Source organism: Abyssisolibacter sp. ZYX002, from assembly GCF_056892235.1.
In genome coordinates, this window is sequence record NZ_JARMXH010000002.1 from 809764 (window position 1) to 829948 (window position 20185).

Sequence of the window (20185 nt, forward strand, 5' to 3'; positions counted from 1 at the left end):
AGATACTCTAGTCCCAATACAATTGTGTAATTGTATCTATATATAATTATATTGTGTCAAATTTAATTACTTTTTTCAATGCTTTCACTGAAATTGTAGTGGATTAATTTAAATTGTATCGGTATAATGTAGGGTGGTTCAATAATCCTTCTCTATTTATCTTCTTTGTAACTATTTAAAAATATAAATAACAAAGATCATATCACTATCAGCAATAAATATGACCTTTGTTTATATTATAAAAGCTCTGTAAAATACTTTGTTGACTATTTCTTCAGCTATATAGTGATTTTTACATAAAGAAAATACATACAAATAAAGTTCTTTACTATAATCTTTATATATTTTCTTTAGTTCTTTATTAATCATAATTTATTCCCTTGCTTAACTAGTTGTACACTATATAAACGAACAGATAGAATAAACGTACACTTATACAAAAAATATTTGCACTAGAAAAACAATAAAAATCAAAATTGAAACTAAATTTATCGTGAATTTTTATTATCTTGATCAAAATAGCGCTTTAATCCATCTATTATTCCTTCCACTATTTTATTTTGATATTGTTTAGCATTTAATTTTTTATCCTCATCAGGATTAGTCATAAATCCCATCTCTATCAATATCACTGGTTTTTTTGACCAATTAAAGCCTGATATATCTCCTCTCTTAATTATGCCTTTATTTTTCGCTTTCGTATGCTCAACTACCGACTTTAAAACACAACTACCTATATCATAACTTCTTTGCAACATTTTTTTATCTTTGATATATTTATCATTTGGAACTAGTACTGATATCCCAGCAACATTATGATTCTCACTACCATCCGCATGAATTCTGATAAATACATCCGAATTTGCTTTATTACTTATCTCCGCTCTTTCAACATTACTTATATCCACTTTTGAAGTTTCTCTTGTCATTACTACCTTTGCACCTTCATTTATCAGTTTTTGTTTTAAAAGTAATCCCACTTCTAAATTTAATTTTTCTTCTCTTATCTTTGTACTGACACCTACTGTTCCTGACGAACATTTGAATTTAACAATTTTACTATTTGGTGCTACTGCTTCTTTTTCTAAATTTCCTTTTAATTGATGTCCTGGATCTATGCAAATTATTTTATCACTTATACTTGATTTTTCTTCATCTTTTGTTTTTATTTTCGTGCCTGCTTCCTTATCTTTATTAGAACTTTTATCAGTGCGCTTTTCATTTAAATCAACAACTTCTTTATTTTCTTTTTCTTCATCAGTCGTAGTTACTTTTGTAAAAAAATATATACCACATAAACCTATGCTTATAATGCTTATTATGGCTATCCATTTTTTCAATGCATTTAATTTTGTATTTTTCAAGTTCATCACTCCTTTTGTGTCAAGACTTCAATTATTTGTTATAAATGAGTTTAAATCTCTACTATATTTTGTGTAGTTTTATGATTATTACACTTATTTATAACGGTGCTTATTATCTTGCCCCATTTAATTGTGTATAATAGTCTAAAACATAAATAGGAAGCGTCCTTAGACACTTCCTTTATTATTTTAATAATTAAAGTTCATGGCAATGTAATTAACCGTCTTCAATATACTATAACTTTATTACATTTTAGTTGATAAAATAAGACTGCTTTATTATAAATATATTACATAACATATTGCTTTGTTGACTATATTGTTGGGTGTGGTTGAAATACAACTACAGCTTCACCACAAATTTTTACTTCTACTGGTTCTTTATCTTTAATCATGACTTCTACTTCAACAATACCACTTCTACCAGTAGCTTCTCCTTGTTTAGCGTTAAATCTAAAAATAGAGTTATTGTATCTTAGTAATATAGCATACAAGTGCGCTTTTATTTAATTACTTACCTTTTAGAAAAAGATGTGATATATGAACAATTATACCGTTGAAATATTTTCTACAGTATCTCTACTATAAAGCTATAACCTAATTTGAGTCCATAATAAATTATAATAATACCACAAAATATATTGATTATTTTCATATGATTTTTTCTAATAATACCTTTAAAAAATGATACAATCCCAGTAAGACTAATAAACCAAGTTGCTGATGCTATGCAAACACCTGAAATAAATATGCTTGCATCATCTTTTGGTAAACTAGCTTTAAATCCTCCTAATAATAGTGAACCATCAATTAAAGCTTGTGGGTTTGCCCAAGTGATTAAAAAACACGCTAAAATAATTTGAGGTATAGATTTGCTAGTATCAACTTCTTTATCAATCTGAGGATCAGATTTAATAAGTTGTATTCCTATGTATATAACTACTATAGATCCTATAAACAAGATGAATAATTTAAGGATTTTTATCTTTTCCATTACTATTCCCATGCCAAAAAAGCATGTCAATGCAAGCGCAATATCAAAAAATACAGTTATAAACGCCACTGCAAATGCTTTTGCTTTTTTGTTAACCAAAGCACTGTTGATAACATATATATTTTGCATACCAATCGGAGCTACATATGCAAATCCTAGCAAAAACCCCTGTATAAATGAGTTCATTGCCATTCCCCCTTTCTGATTAGTATATTATGACAATAGTCTTTACTAAGTAAGTAACCTTCTGATAACTATAAAAACTATATAGCTTACTATTTATTAATTCATTTTTATTTGGTTTTCTCACATACTTCTACATATCTTTAGTGCACGCTCCATGTTTTATAATTATCTATTGCTTGATTTAAAGTTAACTGATGGTTTTGTTCACTAGGCTCATCATCATCTTTAATAAATAAATCAATTTCCCAAAAACAAACTGGGTAAATGAATACAGAAGGGCATGTTCTGCTGTACTGGTAATGTATAATAACCACAGTATTTCATCCTCATGACCTCCCTTATCAAAACCCTATACATTAATTACAATTTATCAAAAAAACTCAATTGCTCATAACCTCGTTTATCTTCAAACGTATTCATATACTTAAATATCTGATTATTATCACAAATGATATTATGTTTTTTACATTCAGTATAAAACATATTCTTCAGTTTTTCATGATTATCACTTCTTAGCTCATAGCTATATCCAAATTTATGATGATATTTTTGTTTTAGACCCCGAAAATGTTCATCTAGCTTTGAATAAAAATACTGTCTATTACCATCACGCAGTGTCAAACCAATCCCAAAACAAATGATTCCATATACTTTAGCTTTTATACAGTAATCTAAAATACCTCTAATATTATACTCCGTATCGTTAATAAAAGGTAAAATTGGCGTTAACCATACAACTGTAGGAATATCGTTCTTGTTCATTATTTTTAATACCTCAAAACGTTCTTTGGTTGTACAAACATCTGGTTCTATTATCTTGCAAAGTTTCTCATCGTATGTTGTCATTGTCATTTGAACAACGCATTTTGAATTATGATTTATACTCGTGAGTAGGTCTAAATCATTTAAAATACGCTTTGATTTTGTTTGCACACACAGACCAAAACCGTATTTTTCAATAATCTTTAGACACTTTCTTGTGTATTTCAACTCATCTTCAATGTGCATGTACGGATCACACATCGCTCCTGTACCAATCATACACTTTTTTCGTTTTCTTCTAAGTGCCATTTCTAGCAATTCAGGTGCATTTTTCTTAACTTCTACATCTTCAAACTCATGCTGCATATTATAGCATCTACTTCTACTATCACAGTAGATACAACCATGAGTACAACCACGATATATGTTCATTCCATTTTGTGAAGATAAGATTGATTTTGCTTCCTTATAATGCATGATATTTTCCTTTCTATTCAAGTATATATTAATATTATCTAATTACTTTCTAGAATTTTTACCATACTATCAACTAGTATGTCTAATGACTTTTTACTTTTCGAGAGATAAAGGTTAGGTTCAATTAATTCAAGCTCTAACAACATAGGCTCTCCTGCTTCATCAAATAAATAATCTACTCTCATATAAGTAGGCGTTTTTTCCATAGTTCTTATTATGCCATCTATAAATCGTATATCTAATGATGTTATATCAGACTCATTATAACTACCTCCCATATGATTGTGCACTAGATAGCCTCCTTTGGCTGGCTTTTTATCTACTGCATATACTATTTTTCCATCAACAACTATAGTTGATTTTTCCCCCTTGCTTTCTATTGTTTCTATATATGGTTGTAGCATAGCATGCTTTTCTTTTAATATTTCATCTACAAGTCTTCTTATTTCATTAATATCTTGTCTTTTCACTCTAAAGGTGTTCTTGCCACTAGCGCTAATGACAGGTTTTATAATAATTTTTTCTGCATCAATACCTTTTACAGCAGTTTCTACATCATCTAATTTACTGATATAGTAGGTGGGTATAATAGATATCCCTTTATCATTTAGTCCTTCTAAATAATACTTGTTACTGTTATTTACTATTGTCTTGTAATCATTTATCAAAATTGTAGATTCACTTATCTTTTTCATGGCATCAAAGAATTCTGATACTCTGTCATCATAATCCCAACATGATCTAATTATAGCTAGCTTTATTGTGTTAAAATCATAAGTAGTGTCGTCCCAAGCTACAATATCTGTCATATAGCCACGTTTTTCTAAGGCTTCTTTTAAAGTCAAATCATCGTTATGTGGTGCTAAAGCATATTTTCGAGAAACTAGTATTACAACCTCTACATTCTTAGTAATCATTTAGCTATCCCCCCTATATTTATTTTACTTTAACTATAAGCTCATTTAATTATTTCTTATTGGATCGTTATTCCATTAATACTCATAATTAAATCTACTATAGTATTTACCAAAAATCAAGATAAACTGTAATACTAACATACCCAATCTCAATATTAACAAAACAACAATTGCAATAATTTAATATACTCTTATTTTTGTTTGACTTAGTTTCTTAATTCAATGTCACTAAAATGTAGTTTTATTAAACATTATGATTTAATCTTTGATTAATAATTATGTAATATTTGTATTGTATAATTATTGGATATTAATAATAGAAAGGACATGTATAATGAAAAAATTAATCATAGTCGGAGCATTAATAATATTAACTATTCATATACTCGGGTGCAATACCTCCCCGCAATCTGAAGCAACTAATAATATAGTCGCTAAGTCAACTACTAATATCCACAATACTCTATCGGTAGCTGATAAAGATGCTTACGAAAACCTGGATTTTATAAATAAAGAAGTTCTTATAGGAAAGTTAAGATTTCCTTTACTTGTTAATACAAATGGAATTACCCCTATAGCAGTATATAACACAAAAACAGATAACGAATATTACGGATTTATCAATAATATTGACGGTGGGTATGTATTGCCAATATATCAATATTTGGATATGAATGGAGATGAATACTTTTCTGGTGGACTCGAACCTGTCAAAAAAAATGATCGATTCGGTTTTATAAACATTAAAGGCGAAACTGTAATTGATTTTATTTATGATGAAGCTCGTGCATTTAAAGATGGCTTAGCCATGATTAAAAAAGATGGGCTTTACGGCTATATTAATCTAAAAGGTGACATTGTTATACCTCCTACATATCAACAAGCTTCTAATTTCTTTGAAGATATGAATGTCGCAGTTGTAGAGCTTTCTAATAAAAAACAAGCTCTGATTGATAAAAAAGGAAATACAAAAATTAGTTTCGACAACTTAGAATTCATTCATAATAAAGATAGCGAAAAATCCTCTCCTTATCTTGTCATTACTAATAAAAACAAAAAAGCCCTATTAAAGATAGAAAATGGAATGATTATGTATATGACAGATTTTCTTTACGATTCTTTGTATGAAAATGGATTGGTTTTTAATTATACCAAAAACAATAACAACTCTAATTCAGAAAGTGGCATAATTAATGATACTGGCCAAGCATTCTATGAAGAAAAACACCCGACCTCAGAAAACCAAAGTATTGTTTATGAGCGAATAGATAACCACTATATCATTCATAACAATGAAGGTTTGGTAGGTCTTGCTGACAAAAATAAAAACATTATTATAGAACCTCAATTTTATTCAATTCATCCACTAGATAAAAAATCTACATATTGGTGTGTTATCACCAAAGATTCTAAAAATGCAGTTATTGATGGAAATGGAAATTATGTATTGGAGCCATTAGATGCTACAGTTTCTCCATTGCAAGAAAAAAGTAGTTTTTGCATAGTTGAAAATTATAACTCCACAAATATAAATAAAAGATTGTTTGATTTGAAAAACAAAAAATATATAGGGAAAAATTTTGAGCATATTTATTCGCTAGGAGAAGATTTTGTTGTGATGATTGATAATAATAAAAGTGGATTAATGAATAAAGATGGTGAATTTGTAATTGAACCTTATAATAATTTTATTTACAATGAGCATTCTAATGGTTATATAATAAAAAGCAATGACAAAGGTTCCTATATAACAAACTTGGTCGGAGAAAAAACAAGCAATGAAGTTTACCAATCCATAAGCCCTATAGATACATTTAACTATCGTATTGTTATGAATAACTTCAAATATGGACTTGCAGATAAGGATGGTAACTTGTTGATTCCTACCATTTGCAAGATGATTAAAGTGCTAGATAAAAATTCAGCTCAAATTGTACTATCAGAAGACTATCAGGCTATAATCGGAACTGTGTCAATACCACAGTAATTCCATAAATGGACTATACGTGCAAAAATGATAAGATAGCCTTTTTACGACTTGGAGTAAATAAGACTACTAATCACAATTTAAATCCATAAATATCAGCTAAGCTACAAATATTCAATAGATAAAACTAAACATATGTATTCTTATTTAAAACAAACATTAGAAAAAGATTACCTAGTGCATTAATGACATTAAATTTTTTATGCCTAATGTTACCATGGCATGATGAAATGCTATTAAATAAAAAACGTGGTAGTGTTTTTATCATTTTTTTGTTAAAAGTATGTTTCTAGAAAATTTTTAATATCTTTTATTTTCTATATAGTGCATCAACTTTTCTTCTAAGTATTTTTCTGACTTGTTCAACAATCTATATTTTTTGTTCTTCTAATTCTTCGCGAAGTCCTTTTCTAGATATTTTAATACTTCAAATAAATGTGTGATTGTATATATATCGCTTAGACACCACTTCCTGTATAAAATTTTATGTTTAACATTAGAATTATCAATTCTTTCTAAGATGTTAATATGTTATATGCTTCTATCAAAACATATTAGATTACCCTATAAAATAATCTAAAAATGATAAAAATGTTCTATTTTCTTGAATATTTAATTGTAATATTATTTAAACAAAGTAAATGAAGCTGGATATATATTAGAGTCATTGTCCTGTCGTAGTTATTGGAAGTAAAGATATTATAAAAGGAAGATAAGTTATTTACATTTATTTTATTTTTTTGTTTTTTTTGTAATTATTGACATAAAGGGGTAAAAGCTTAGTGATATATTTTAAAAAAGAAGAATAAAAAGTACAATTTTTTTAACATACTAGAATGTTTATTTTGATATTCTTGTTTTTGTCAACAGAATTGAGTAAAAGAAAGTTTTGATAGTCATTATGTAATATCCAATGATTAAGCATTATAAAGTACCTTTTAAGAAATATACTTCTAAGCTAATGATTTGTAAATTATAGGATATTTGTAAGTGTGGAATTTTTTATGCAAAAATAATTGGAGGAAAAACATTTTGACTATTATAGAAGCACTAAATTAAAAGGAGGAATTTATATGAAAAAATTGATATCTTTACTTCTCGTATTATGTATGGTAATAGGATTTAGCAGTATGGCATTAGCAAAAGTATGGGACAATGAAATAACAGTCCACGCGTTAACAAGAAATACGAAATGGGATGGAAAAAGATACTCACATACGACTGAATGGCAAAAATATACTGCTACAAATGGTACTGTTTTCTTGATATATCCACAATGTTATAAGCCAAGCACTCCATTAACATACACATATGATCTTAATGATTATAATAGCAGAATTCAAATTCCAAAGAAATCTGAAGATTTCTGGATTGAAATAATATCTTCTTTTGGATCAGAAAACTTATTCTCTATAGAAGCTTCCAACTATATTAAAGTGGGTTTCTATTATTTGCCTACTAAATTACGATTCAGAGCTCATGCTAGAAGCTCAAAAAAACCTTTGGGAGGTCGTGGTTCCACAAAGATAAAGTTTCATTTTAATGAAGTACCTATACCTTAATAGTTTGTAGTATTAAAATTATGCTTAGGAGTATACAAACAAATTAAATTTGATGATAACTCAAGCCCCAAAAGCCTCTGAAGTAAGAGGCTTTTGGGGCTTCTCTACTATATCCACTCTAGTAATTTTAATTTTTTAGTGATGCACTTCATTTAAGAACCCACATCTCGCTATCTTTCTCTAATAAATGCTATTATTAACGTAGTAACGTTTAAGCTGTAGCAAATGTTTTCATTACTAAGTTAATTAATATGTTCTACCTATCATTCACGACTAATTCTATTTGACACTACTTATCTAACCCCTTAGCAAAACAAAATACAACTAGGACAATATTTAATCCTAGTTGTAGACATATTTTTATGGGAATTATTATACTTAGTTTTATTGTAGACTATTCTAGAAATTTATTTACTTGGTATCTCAACAGTTCCGATAATTACTTCATCTCCATTTTTCATGACAATTTGTGCTTTTGTTTTATCAATAACTTTAATAAATTCACTAACGCATGGAACTAATAAGTTACCATCTTTATCTGCTAATCCATATTTAAGTTTTTGCATTACAACACGGTAGTTATTTTTATCTATAGGTTGTACTATTTGATATGTTTCCTCACTCAGTTTCTTTCCTGCCAAATTCGTTATATATAACCCATTTTCATTACTTTTCACAATATAGCCTTTTTTATGTTCTTCGTATGAATAATAATCATATGGCTCTACTATAAATTCACCATTCTTATTCATAAGCCCACTTTTCTTATCATTCACCATAACAATAAAATCATCATTCATTGGATGAATATTTGCGTATTTTCCACCAATGTACTTCTTACTTTTTACATCATATAGTTGTACTTTACTCTTCTGACCACCTTCTTGTCCAACAGTAATATAATCTTTCTTGTTTTCTACAGGTTGTATCTGTAAATTACTAGGTTTTATAATAATATTTCCTTCTCTATCAATTATTCCATTCTTCATGTCTGCAGTTTGTACTATTGCATAATACTTACTAATAAATGGTTCTATATGTGTGAACTTAGGAGACAGAATTATTTTTTTATTTTCATCTGCAATTCCGCATAACCCATCCATATTAGTAACTATACGTCTACCATTATGAACTTTACCATACTGCAATCCATTTGGATTATATTCTTCTTTAGTTTCTTTAGTTTCTTTAGTTTCTTTCCCTTCTAAGTCTAATGTTCCTTCTTCATCTAAATCTAAGCCCATTTTTGAATATTTAATTTCACCATTATCATAAAATAATTGATCATAAATATAGTCTGTTAGCTGTTTTGTTGTACCGTTTTCAATTTTAACTAAAGCATGTTTATCGTTTTTCATTGCAGCAAAGCAAATATAATCGTTATTTTTTTCTTCTGGGTTAGATAAGCTAAACAGATGATCAGATTGTATTAACACTTCTCCCTGCTTATTAATTAATGCTTGCTTATCATTCTTAGTTGTTACTATAGCAACATTTACTCCTTCTATAAAGGTATCCACTTGCTTAAATTGTGGTTTTATAACCGTATCACCTTTTGTATTGACATAACCCCATAGCCCATTTTTATTAACTGCAGCTACATCATTTTCAAAATCCATAGCTCCTTCATAAATAAAATCAATAATTTTTTCTCCCTTAATGTTGATATACCCATATTTGCCACCTTTTTCAACAGGTTCTAAGCCAGATTCAAAGTATTTAAACTTGTTAAACTGAATATAATCATATGCAGGAGGAATATGCCCACCATCTTTACCGTTTATAAAACCAAAATACTCTTTCTCTTTCTGCGGATGACTTAAAGCAAAAGGCACTATACCATTTTGGTCTGAGTATCGTTGTATTCTTAAGTTTCCCTTGTATGAATGTTTATCTATAAACTTTAATTGATTTAAAACTTCCTTACTAAACTTTTTATTTGAGTTATTACTAAACATAGTTGCTTTGTTATGCGAAGTAGGTATTTTATTCCCTTTATTTCTAACTCCTTCTGCGACTTGACAACCTAGCATATTAGATGCGATTATAGCCGATAGTCCAAATACTATTATTTTTTTCATTTTTAATCACCTTTTCTATAAGATTTAATCTACATATCCTTTTATTTAATTTATGTTCTATATTTTCATATCTAAAAAATTTTTATACTTTTCTGCTATTGTATCTGTATGATTTAACACCTATGTCAAAATAGTTGCTCAAGCCACCCCTTTCTCAAAGTTTATTTATTTAGATTATTAATACATTTAACTATTTTATGATATTCTATGTCTGAATTTTTTTTAGGATTACTATGATAAATTATACCATAATATGGTGTAATGTATATTTCATTTCTTTTACAGTTATATTTCTTTTCGGTTTATTATTATTTATACTTTTAAACTTTACGAACTATAATAAAACACCTCTCATTATTTAAAACTAAATTATTATTATAAATCGTGTTAAGATTCTATATACTTATGATCCTACCTTTTATTCTCTCCTTCTAGAAGAAATGATTTGGCAAACAATTTTCATTATTAATCTATTTGACATTACTTAATCACCTCTTATCAAAAACAAAATACAACTAGGACAATATTTAATCCTAGTTGTAAACATATTTCTATGGGAATTATTATACTTAGTAATATTGTAGACTATTCTAGAAATTTATTTATTTGGTATCTCTACAGTTCCAATAATTACTTCATCTCCATTTTTCAAAACAATTTGTGCCTTTGATTTATCAACGACTTTAATCATTTCATTAATGCATGGTATCAATAGGTTACCATCTTTATCTGCGAGCCCATATTTGAGGTTTTTCCTTACAACACGGTAGTTATTCTCATCTATATTATACACTGCTTGATATATTTCATCACTTGTCTTCTTTCCCGCCAAATTAGTGATGTACCTTCCTTTTTCATTATTTTTTACGATGTAGCCCTTTTTATGTTCTTCGTATCTATAATCATCATATGGCTTTATAATAATTTCTCCATTCTTATTCATAAGCCCTCTTTTCCTATCATTTACAGCAACAATGAAATCATCATTCATTGGATGGATATCTATATACTTTCCACCAATGTATTTCTTTCTTTTTACATCATATAGTTGTACTTTACTCTTCGGATTACCTTCTTCACCAACAATAATATAATCTTCCTTGTTTTCTACACGTTGTATCCGTAAATTATCAGGTTTTATAATAAAATTTCCTTCTCTATCTATTATCCCTTGCCTCATATCCTTTGTTTGTACTATTGCATAATACTTACTAACAAATGGATCTATATGTAAGAACTTAGGAGAAATAATCATTTTTTTATTTTCATCTGCAATTCCGCATAATCCATCCATATTAGTAACTATAAATCTACCATTAGAAACTTTAACATAACGCAATCCTTTTGGATTGTGTTCTTCTTTGGTCTCTTTACCTTCTAAGTCTAATGTTCCACGTTTATGCATATAATCCGAACTTTGTTTCTCATATCCAAATTCTCCATCATCATAATATATGGTCGTGTAGATATAATCTGTTAACTGTTTCATTCTACCTTTTTCCACTTTAACTAAAGCACTTTTATTATTTTTCGTTGCAGAAAAATAAATGCAATCTTTTTTTTCTGTATAAATATTTCCTATAGATAAACTCATAAGCCCATCGCATTGTAGTAGAATGTCTCCTTGCTTATTAATTAACGCTTTCTTGTTATCCTTTGTTGTTACTTCTGCAACATCCACACCTCCTATAAAAAGAATCGCATCTTTAAATTGTGGACTTATAACCATATTACCTTTTCGATCTATATAACCCCACATCCCATTTTTCTTTACTGCAGCTAGGCCACTTTGAAAAACTCTAGCTTCTTCAAAATTATGGTCAATAACTTTTTCTCCCTTGATGTTGATATATCCGTATTTACCACCTTTTTTAACAGGTTCTAAGCCATTCTCAAAAAAATTAATCTTGTTAAACTGAATATAATCAAACGTAGGCAGAATATATCCACCATCTTTATTATTTATAAACCCATAATGCTCTATTTTTTTTTCTGGATTATGTAAAGCAAAAGGAACCAAACCGTTTCTGTCTGCAAATCGTTGTATCCTTAAACTTACTCCATTGTATGAATGTTTATCTATAAACTTTAATTCGTTTAAAATATCCTTACTAATTTTTTTTGGTTCATTTCTAAACATAGTTACTTCATTATTCCTTGAATAGTTAGCCTGATTCGATATCTTATTCGATTCATTTCTAACTCCTTCTACGGCTTGACAACCTAGTATATTAGATGCAATTACTGCTGATAATCCAAATACTATTATCTTTTTCATTTTTTATCACCTTTCTATTAAACTTAATCTACATATCCTTTTACTTAATTTTTGTTTTATATTCTCATCTCAAAAATCCTTTATACTTTTACCTATTGCATTTATACGAAAGAACTACATATAGCAATAAGTAGAATTGGTAAAATAATTTTCACACACATACATGAAATATATATCTCTAAAGCGTGCTTGCAGACAAGTCAAACTAACATATTCTCAGGAACAGAATACATGTAAAAACTATTGTAAACTTTTCCCCAATATGTCTTCATTCTTGTAAATCTCGGTCAATATGAAATAATATTTTTAGTCCTGTAACCTTGCAAACATTTATTTAATTCATCACACGCCTTAAAAATAGTTACTTTAGGATATGAAATGGATTGGAATTATTCAGATTGATTATATCATAAAATATATAAATAATTATTTCATTTCTATTGCAGTTATATTTCTTTTCAGTTTACTTTTATTTTACACTTATAAACATAAAAAAACACATTAGATTACCACTACACATTTAGAACTATACTTATCACACTTAATAAGTAAAAAAGTACAACTAGGACAATATTTAATCCTAGTTGTACATATATTTTTCTGTTAATTTTTTCACTTAGTTTATCGTAGCTATTCTTTATTTACTTGGTATCTCTACAGTTCCGATAGTTATACTATCTCCATCTTTTAAAATGATTTGAGCCTTCGTCTTATCTATAGTTTTAATTAACTCAAATATGCATGGAATCAATAGTTTACCATCTTTATCTGCTAATCCATATCTGTTGTTTTTCATTACAACACGGTAGTTATTTTCATCTATATGTTGTATTGATTGATATATTTCCTCACTTAACTTCTTTCCTGCCAAATTCGTTAGGCAAAACCCTTTTTTAGTACTTTTTACGATGTAGCCTTTTTTATGCTCTTCATATGAATAATCATCGTATGGCTCTACAATAAATTCGCCATTCTTATTCATAAGTCCGCTTTTTCTATGATTTACAACAACAATGAAATCATCATTCATTGGATGAATCTCAACGAATTGTCCCCCAATGTACTTTTGTTTTTTTACATCATATAACTTTACTTTTCCAGGTATCCCAACAAAAACATAATCCTCTTTATTTTTTACTGGTGTTATGTGGAAACTCCCTGGCTTTAAAATAAAGTCACCATCTCTGTTAATTAGCCCTTGCTTCCCGTCCATTGTACTTACAATTGTATAATTTTTATTAACGAAAGGCTGGATAGAAGCAAATTTAGGTGAAAGAATTATTTTTTTGTTTTCATCTGCAATCCCGTATAATCCATTTTTAATAACTATACGTCTACCATTGTAAGCTTTACCATACTTCAATCCGTCTGGATTGTATACTTCTTTAGTCTCTTTACCTTCTAAATCCAATGTTCCACGTTCAGGCATATAATCTGAACCTTGTTTCTCATATCCAAATTCTCCATCATTATAATATATAATCGTGTAAATATAATCTGTTAATCGTTTTGCTCTACCTTTTTCCACTTTAACTAAAGCACTTTTATTATTTTTCGTTGCAGAGAAATACATGCAATCTTTTTTTTCTGAATAAATATTCCCTTCAGATAAATTCATAAGCCAATCGCATTGTAGTAGAATGTCTCCTTGCTTATTAATTAACGCTTTCTTTTTATCCTTAGTTAATACTTCGGCAACATTTGCACCTGCTATAAAAGGAGCTGCCTCCTTAAATTGTGGCGTTATAATTATATTACCTTTTTTATCTACATAACCCCACATGCCGTTTTTCTTAACTGAAGCTAAACCACTGTGGAAAACTCCAGCATCTTCAAATCTGAAGTCAATAACTTGTTCTCCCTTGATGTTTATATACCCGTATTTACCACCTTTTCCGACAGGTTCTAAACCACCTTCAAAATAATTAATCTTGTGAAACTGAATATAATCAAACGTAGGTAGAATGTACCCACCATCTCTATTGTTTATAAAACCATAATGCTCTATTTTCTTTTCTTGATTATATAAAGCAATAGGTATAATCCCATTTGATTTTGCAAATTTTTGAATTCTTAATTTTACTCCATTGTATGAATTTTTATCTATAAACTTTATTTTGTCTAAGATATCCTTGCTTATTTTCTTAATATCTAAAACTGTTCTTCCGATAGGTTTAGTTATTGTATTATCATACCCAGACGGCATCATCTCAGGTCGCGTCATTTCATTTGTATGCTTAGGTAGAGATGGCATGTTATCTGGTCCAATCCTATATTCGCCCGCAGCGCTACTACCTAATATATTCGATGCTATCATTGCCGAAATTCCAAATACTATTATTTTTTTCATAATTTTCCCTCTCTTTTTTCAGTTTTATTCTACATATCCTTTTACTTTTGCTTATGACTTAAATTGTAATATTAATTTCTAAATCAAATTTTTTTTGAGATATTGCTGCTATAGTTATTCCTTTTATTATTATAATACAATGGAAATCAGTTCACCCCCCTCGCCATTTCGTTGCATATTTATACAAACACTCTTCGCTTATAAACTTATCTCTTCTCAAATTGTAATTTAGAATTATTATTAAATCTTTTGATTAATTTGACTAGTAGATATTGTGTATTGTTAATTAGAGTATCAATATAAATACGTCTTTTGCAATTTAACTTAAACACATGATGCATTACAAGCTTATTTTTTTGTAAGTATACTTACAATCAACGACTATCAACGCATTAAGAGCGTTAGCATAATGATGAACAATAAAGGTTAGTTCGAGTTATATATTTACATTTAAGATGTTATTTACCTAGCTTTATCTGCCAAGTCTGCTTTAAAAATAATTATCATTATCATCGTTTTTATTTACCAGTATATTAACATCCTTATAAATTTACGTCAATAAGTAATAGCAGTTTTAGTTCAAAGACTTACCAAGGTATATATATTCATTTATTGCATAATATCACCTTAATTCTCTAAAATATAAAGTCTCCGCTATATACTTGTTACCCATTAATTTTATTCCATAACGTTTGCATAATCTAATTATTTTTTAGAATTACATATAAATTATACCATAATATGGTGAAAAACATATTTCATTTCTTTTACAACTTTATGTTATTTTGTTACAGGGTACCATAAAATTTTTGTTCCTTCTTTAGAGTTTGAATTTTTATTGTTTCGATTGTTGTAAAATAACCATTTGTGTTGAAGCATTACATTAGAGCATATAAAAAACTAGGACATTAATAAATCCTAGTTTTACGCCATTATGATGATTGATAATCTACAAAGTGATAGCTCATGCTCTTCTTTTCAGGAACTATGCCCAATTTTCGATATCAGTCCAGTAAATGTAAATAAATTTGTTATTATACGTTGTAAATCTAAGTCCTTTTAATTTCATCTTATAAACTACGATCTCCCATATCAGCCTAATTATATATGAGCCTTATACGAAAACCAGTACACCCTTGATACAATATCATCTATCTACATAAAGTCACATGCCAGAGTCCGAAAAAAACTAACAGAAACATGTAAGCTCCTACCGTTCCTTCAAACACTTTATTAAAAATACCTCTCCAAAATAACTCCTCTATTGTTCCATTTATTACTGCAAAAACTAAAGATATTGATATTATACTTGTACTGGCTTTTGATGCAGTTTCTCTAAATCTACAATATATGTTGATAAGCAAGGTATGAATGTTATTAAATAATATGTATATCTCATTAGCAATTTTGGTCTATATCTTATGGAAAAAACCATTTGAAGTTTTATGACTCAAAATAATAACCGGCAACATAAAATAAACCAATATATTACAAATCCAAGTATTAGAGCCTTGGTTTTATCCATTGTATTTGATAGAACCATAAATATAACAATCATAAAAATACTAACGAATAGAGCACATATTAATAATAATTTTTTTTACAATAGACGTAATTCCCCCTGTTTTAAAATTGTAAATCAATCACTGTTCTGTATAAATATAAATGCCTTGATATCAAGGCATTTATATTACTATTTTCCTAACAATACATAAAGCTTTTTCTTCTCATTCTTATCGCAATACATTTCTATTTTTAACTCTAACTCACCTAAATCAACTGCATTTTTATACAAATTATTAATGTTTACTAAACTCTGTGTGATGTCTTTTCTTATCAAGTTTGCATGTGAGCTTAAGTGCTTATTATCTAAAAACATCTTTAGTAAATAATTAGCAATCTTATTTCTCAGTGTTTTTTTTGCTATAGCAACTTTCCATGAACTTTGTATTGTTTGCCTTGCAGTTATAAATCTTTCATCCTCCATTAATTCTAAATACTTATTAATGACATCAAAGAATCTATTCTCATAATCACTCTTTACAAGATTAGATAACATAAAAACACCTATACTTCTTTGATATGAATTACTTGAATCAAGTTTTTCTACAAATATGTCCCATACCTCATAAATCCACTTAACTTTTTCATTTGTTATCCCTAATAAAGTATCAAGTGCATTTTTTCGTATTTTATTATCCTTACTCCCCAATTCATCTACTAGTATTTTTATATTTTCACTCATACCAATTCCTCTATTCTTGGATATAAAAAGTATGCATATATCTCTCTAGACTTATATACATAATCTCTCTGTTAATAAACAACCAATGCAACTATAAGATAGGTACCCAAACCTCAATATCTGCTATACCGTTCTCATCTACTACCTCTCCATATTTAACAAAATCATATTTTGCTTCATGGTTTAGTTGATATGACGAAGACGGGAACCACTCTTTATAAATATAGTTTGTAGTTGATTCAATTGAATCTTGAGGTTTTGCTTTGATAGAAAATACAGCATACCGACTTTTTGGTAATTCTTTTTTAACCATGTCATCATCAATGTTACTCCTATTTTCAACTTCAATGCAAGCGTAGTACTCAAAACCTAAACCATTTTCTGTTTTTTCTGCATTCTCATAGTCGTTGAATCCAAATACCCATTCTTTTGATATGCGATTGATAACTTTACGCTTCACTTTATGCAATTTCTTCCATAGTCTTGGAATAACGAAAAATCCTTTCAATGTACTTGCACTATAACCTACCAATGTCATTTCCACACAGTTTTCTAACCTAACGTCCATGATTCTTTCTCCTTCCATTTTATAAGTGCTTTTAAATCTTGGAGTCAATGAAAACTTTTTGACTTTATATCTAAATGCTTTAGGACTTAATTTTAGTGCAGTTTTAAAAGCATCCGAGAAAGCTTGTTGTGATTCATAACCTGCGTCTAGTGATATTTTTAATATACTATCATCTGTACATAATAATTTTTTTGCAGCTTCACTTAGTCTTCTTTTTTTTATATATTGGTACATCGACATACCTACTACATTGGTGAACATCCTATGCAGATGATACTTTGAATATCCTACTTTTTCTGCTAAGAACTCAAGATTATAATTTAGACTTAAGTCTTTTTCTATTAAATCAACAAGATATAAAATATTATCATAATTGGTTTTCATACGAGCACCTCCATGATTAATATACCATAATGGAATTTGAGTTTTTTCATCATTCTTGCTATGTTTTTTATATGTTATTAATATACCCGTTTTATGCTAACTAAATTTGAATTTATAAAATAGCTTCTATCCCTCGTCAATATCAACTGTTAATTCTTCTAGATTATTATAAAAACTCACTTTTTTTGTTGTAAATTTTAGCACGAAATAATCTGGGTCTTCTATGCCTTAGGATAATATCTCTCAAATCCTTCCACCCATAAAAGTTTTTTAGTCTCCAAATCATGATGAACCTGTATATCTCCAATAAGGCATAAGTCCTTCAAAAGTTTCTGAATCTAAAAAATACACATAGCTTCTTTTATCATTCATAACACGTTTAATTTTTTAGAAGAAGTATTTGTACTAAACCAAATAGTCGTTAAAACGATATAACTGTTAGGATGGATGAACAGAGAAATGGCCTAGGTATGTACTCTATTGCTTTATTAGAAAACGTAAATGATGAAACTTTCAAAGTGCAAAAATCTGTAAAATACTTTAAAGGTCATCTAAATATGGATATACATTTTGGTTGGGGTTTACAATGGATTCATGGTCGTAAATAGATAAAAAACCTCAGTATGTTCTTTCTTACTGAGGTTTTTTGTCTTATTATAATTCTTTAACATTATTATCCTCTACTTCTAAAAACACTTTACTCTTATCAACAACATTAGTCAATAGATTTAACAACTTCTATCCCATTATCTAGCATACTACATAAAAATACTACATTCATAAACTCAGCATCATGTACATTGGGAATATCAAAAGTATCCACACAGTCTATTGGCACAATAACTCGTGCATCTATATTCTTTTGATTTAAATATGATTTTAGTGTTGTGGCATATTGATATACACATATATCTGTCACACATCCTGTGACGATGAAAGTATCTATACTATCTATTCTTTCTTCTGGATACTCATCTCTTAAAGCTTTTACTGGATTTGTAGCCATCATTCCGTTAGTCGAATTTTTCTCGTAAACTCGTAACCCTTTTTCTTTAAAAACCAATAACTCATCTATCACTTCTGATTCTTTGTTTCCTTTCATGCAATGTGTAGGAAAACTTTTCAACTCAGGTGAAGTTTCTGTATGATTATCTGTATAAGCTATAGTAATGATCTTTTTTTCTATACATTTGCTAGTTAATTTCACGACGTTGGGTATAATACCTTTTACTCTGCTTGAATATAATGCACCTTGTTTTGCAAATCCATTATTCATATCTATAATAATATGCATTACTTTATGTGAATTTAAAGAACTTAGTTTGATTTGATCCAAATTGTTCAATCTTCTAATCATTGAACTTAACATTTCTTTTGCATTGTTCATAAAAACCTGTATGTTATCTATCATGTTTGCACCTCCATATTAAATTCTTAAGTTCTATAAAAATATGGTCCACATTGTTGTTCATGGGTATGTATATAAGTCCATTTTTCTTTTACATCAAAGACATATATATCTTCCTCCAAATCAAAATCACTTGCTAGTAGTTTCTGTGGGTTATTAATAAAATACGTCACTTCGCTATGTTGATAAAAGATATATACAGTGTTTTTATTACAGTTATTAAACATCTCTCTCGCCTCTTGCCCTGTCTTAGCTATCAATTTTCTATAGCTAAATATATGCCACAAAAAACTATTAAAATAAATTTCTTCTTTTACTTTATCATCAATATCAGTTGTAAACATATTTATCCATCTTTCTTTAAGATCATTTGCATTCTCAACATTTGCAACAAAATTAACCCCTCGGCTTACTGCTTCATTTCTTTTCTTAGAATATTCATATTCTTTTATATGAACATCATAATCATTCATTTGTTCAATTATCCTATCAAGTAGGTCTAGTCTGATTTGTTTTTCAACCTCATCTTCTAATTTGTGAATCTTTACTTGTTCCCTATTTATAAATGAATAATCTAACATTTTGATTTTCTCCTTTTAGAATTCTTTGATTAATCAATAAT

The 20185-nt window shown here is 28.4% G+C and carries 17 protein-coding genes; 2 read left to right on the forward strand and 15 right to left on the reverse strand.

Annotation, left to right across the window (positions count from 1 at the left end):
• Nucleotides 1-231: 231 nt before the first annotated feature.
• The 7 genes from P3X86_RS09880 to P3X86_RS09910 all read right to left on the reverse strand — a co-directional run bounded on the left by P3X86_RS09880 (nucleotide 232) and on the right by P3X86_RS09910 (nucleotide 4700).
• Nucleotides 232-369: a hypothetical protein gene (locus P3X86_RS09880; protein WP_483292508.1), complete on the reverse strand. Its 138-nt coding sequence runs from the start codon at nucleotides 367-369 to the stop codon at nucleotides 232-234.
• Between the two features lie 119 nt (nucleotides 370-488).
• Entirely contained in the window at nucleotides 489-1364 is an 876-nt protein-coding gene (locus P3X86_RS09885; protein WP_483292509.1) for an N-acetylmuramoyl-L-alanine amidase family protein, read from the reverse strand.
• 314 nt (nucleotides 1365-1678) lie between these two features.
• Nucleotides 1679-1858 (reverse strand): hypothetical protein, encoded by a 180-nt coding sequence (locus P3X86_RS09890; RefSeq protein ID WP_483292548.1) that lies wholly within the window; start codon nucleotides 1856-1858, stop codon nucleotides 1679-1681.
• Between the two features lie 74 nt (nucleotides 1859-1932).
• Nucleotides 1933-2544 (reverse strand): LysE/ArgO family amino acid transporter, encoded by a 612-nt coding sequence (locus tag P3X86_RS09895; RefSeq protein ID WP_483292510.1) that lies wholly within the window; start codon nucleotides 2542-2544, stop codon nucleotides 1933-1935.
• Between the two features lie 140 nt (nucleotides 2545-2684).
• Nucleotides 2685-2858 (reverse strand): CPCC family cysteine-rich protein, encoded by a 174-nt coding sequence (locus P3X86_RS09900; RefSeq protein WP_483292511.1) that lies wholly within the window; start codon nucleotides 2856-2858, stop codon nucleotides 2685-2687.
• Nucleotides 2859-2904: 46 nt separating this feature from the next.
• Nucleotides 2905-3783 (reverse strand): SPL family radical SAM protein, encoded by an 879-nt coding sequence (locus P3X86_RS09905; protein WP_483292512.1) that lies wholly within the window; start codon nucleotides 3781-3783, stop codon nucleotides 2905-2907.
• A gap of 38 nt (nucleotides 3784-3821) precedes the next feature.
• Nucleotides 3822-4700 carry an ATP-grasp domain-containing protein gene (locus P3X86_RS09910; protein WP_483292513.1) on the reverse strand — a complete coding sequence of 293 codons (879 nt, stop codon included), beginning with the start codon at nucleotides 4698-4700 and terminating at the stop codon, nucleotides 3822-3824.
• A gap of 334 nt (nucleotides 4701-5034) precedes the next feature.
• On the opposite strand from P3X86_RS09910, the gene P3X86_RS09915 reads away from it, so the two are divergent.
• Both P3X86_RS09915 and P3X86_RS09920 read left to right on the forward strand, forming a co-directional pair.
• Entirely contained in the window at nucleotides 5035-6687 is a 1653-nt protein-coding gene (locus P3X86_RS09915) for a WG repeat-containing protein (protein WP_483292514.1), read from the forward strand.
• A 1073-nt stretch (nucleotides 6688-7760) separates the two neighbouring features.
• On the forward strand, nucleotides 7761-8249 hold the full coding sequence (locus P3X86_RS09920) for a hypothetical protein (RefSeq protein ID WP_483292515.1): 489 nt from the start codon (nucleotides 7761-7763) through the stop codon (nucleotides 8247-8249).
• 407 nt (nucleotides 8250-8656) lie between these two features.
• Here the strand turns inward: P3X86_RS09920 and P3X86_RS09925 are convergent, their stop codons facing one another.
• The 8 genes from P3X86_RS09925 to P3X86_RS09960 form a co-directional block, all read right to left on the reverse strand.
• Nucleotides 8657-10330, reverse strand: a complete 1674-nt coding sequence (locus P3X86_RS09925) for a WG repeat-containing protein (RefSeq protein WP_483292516.1) — start codon at nucleotides 10328-10330, stop codon at nucleotides 8657-8659.
• 598 nt (nucleotides 10331-10928) lie between these two features.
• The gene (locus P3X86_RS09930; RefSeq protein ID WP_483292517.1) at nucleotides 10929-12608 is read right to left on the reverse strand and encodes a WG repeat-containing protein; all 1680 of its coding nucleotides are present in this window, start codon (nucleotides 12606-12608) and stop codon (nucleotides 10929-10931) included.
• Between the two features lie 637 nt (nucleotides 12609-13245).
• Nucleotides 13246-14958, reverse strand: a complete 1713-nt coding sequence (locus P3X86_RS09935) for a WG repeat-containing protein (protein ID WP_483292518.1) — start codon at nucleotides 14956-14958, stop codon at nucleotides 13246-13248.
• 1151 nt (nucleotides 14959-16109) lie between these two features.
• Nucleotides 16110-16322, reverse strand: a complete 213-nt coding sequence (locus tag P3X86_RS09940; RefSeq protein WP_483292519.1) for a CPBP family glutamic-type intramembrane protease — start codon at nucleotides 16320-16322, stop codon at nucleotides 16110-16112.
• A gap of 329 nt (nucleotides 16323-16651) precedes the next feature.
• Nucleotides 16652-17203: a hypothetical protein gene (locus tag P3X86_RS09945; RefSeq protein WP_483292520.1), complete on the reverse strand. Its 552-nt coding sequence runs from the start codon at nucleotides 17201-17203 to the stop codon at nucleotides 16652-16654.
• Between the two features lie 91 nt (nucleotides 17204-17294).
• Complete coding sequence (locus tag P3X86_RS09950; protein WP_483292521.1) at nucleotides 17295-18155, reverse strand: AraC family transcriptional regulator; 861 nt, start codon at nucleotides 18153-18155, stop codon at nucleotides 17295-17297.
• Nucleotides 18156-18870: 715 nt separating this feature from the next.
• Nucleotides 18871-19566: a cysteine hydrolase family protein gene (locus P3X86_RS09955; protein ID WP_483292522.1), complete on the reverse strand. Its 696-nt coding sequence runs from the start codon at nucleotides 19564-19566 to the stop codon at nucleotides 18871-18873.
• 23 nt (nucleotides 19567-19589) lie between these two features.
• Nucleotides 19590-20144: a DUF4275 family protein gene (locus tag P3X86_RS09960; RefSeq protein WP_483292523.1), complete on the reverse strand. Its 555-nt coding sequence runs from the start codon at nucleotides 20142-20144 to the stop codon at nucleotides 19590-19592.
• Between the last annotated feature and the right edge of the window lie 41 nt (nucleotides 20145-20185).

Coding starts and splice junctions, on each gene's coding strand:
- P3X86_RS09905 (WP_483292512.1), bottom strand. CDS start 3,783: ATGCATTATAAGGAAGCAAAATCAATCTTATCTTCACAAAATGGAATG.
- P3X86_RS09960 (WP_483292523.1), bottom strand. CDS start 20,144: ATGTTAGATTATTCATTTATAAATAGGGAACAAGTAAAGATTCACAAA.
- P3X86_RS09935 (WP_483292518.1), bottom strand. CDS start 14,958: ATGAAAAAAATAATAGTATTTGGAATTTCGGCAATGATAGCATCGAAT.
- P3X86_RS09925 (WP_483292516.1), bottom strand. CDS start 10,330: ATGAAAAAAATAATAGTATTTGGACTATCGGCTATAATCGCATCTAAT.
- P3X86_RS09945 (WP_483292520.1), bottom strand. CDS start 17,203: ATGAGTGAAAATATAAAAATACTAGTAGATGAATTGGGGAGTAAGGAT.
- P3X86_RS09895 (WP_483292510.1), bottom strand. CDS start 2,544: ATGAACTCATTTATACAGGGGTTTTTGCTAGGATTTGCATATGTAGCT.
- P3X86_RS09880 (WP_483292508.1), bottom strand. CDS start 369: ATGATTAATAAAGAACTAAAGAAAATATATAAAGATTATAGTAAAGAA.
- P3X86_RS09915 (WP_483292514.1), top strand. CDS start 5,035: ATGAAAAAATTAATCATAGTCGGAGCATTAATAATATTAACTATTCAT.
- P3X86_RS09930 (WP_483292517.1), bottom strand. CDS start 12,608: ATGAAAAAGATAATAGTATTTGGATTATCAGCAGTAATTGCATCTAAT.
- P3X86_RS09920 (WP_483292515.1), top strand. CDS start 7,761: ATGAAAAAATTGATATCTTTACTTCTCGTATTATGTATGGTAATAGGA.
- P3X86_RS09950 (WP_483292521.1), bottom strand. CDS start 18,155: ATGAAAACCAATTATGATAATATTTTATATCTTGTTGATTTAATAGAA.
- P3X86_RS09910 (WP_483292513.1), bottom strand. CDS start 4,700: ATGATTACTAAGAATGTAGAGGTTGTAATACTAGTTTCTCGAAAATAT.
- P3X86_RS09955 (WP_483292522.1), bottom strand. CDS start 19,566: ATGATAGATAACATACAGGTTTTTATGAACAATGCAAAAGAAATGTTA.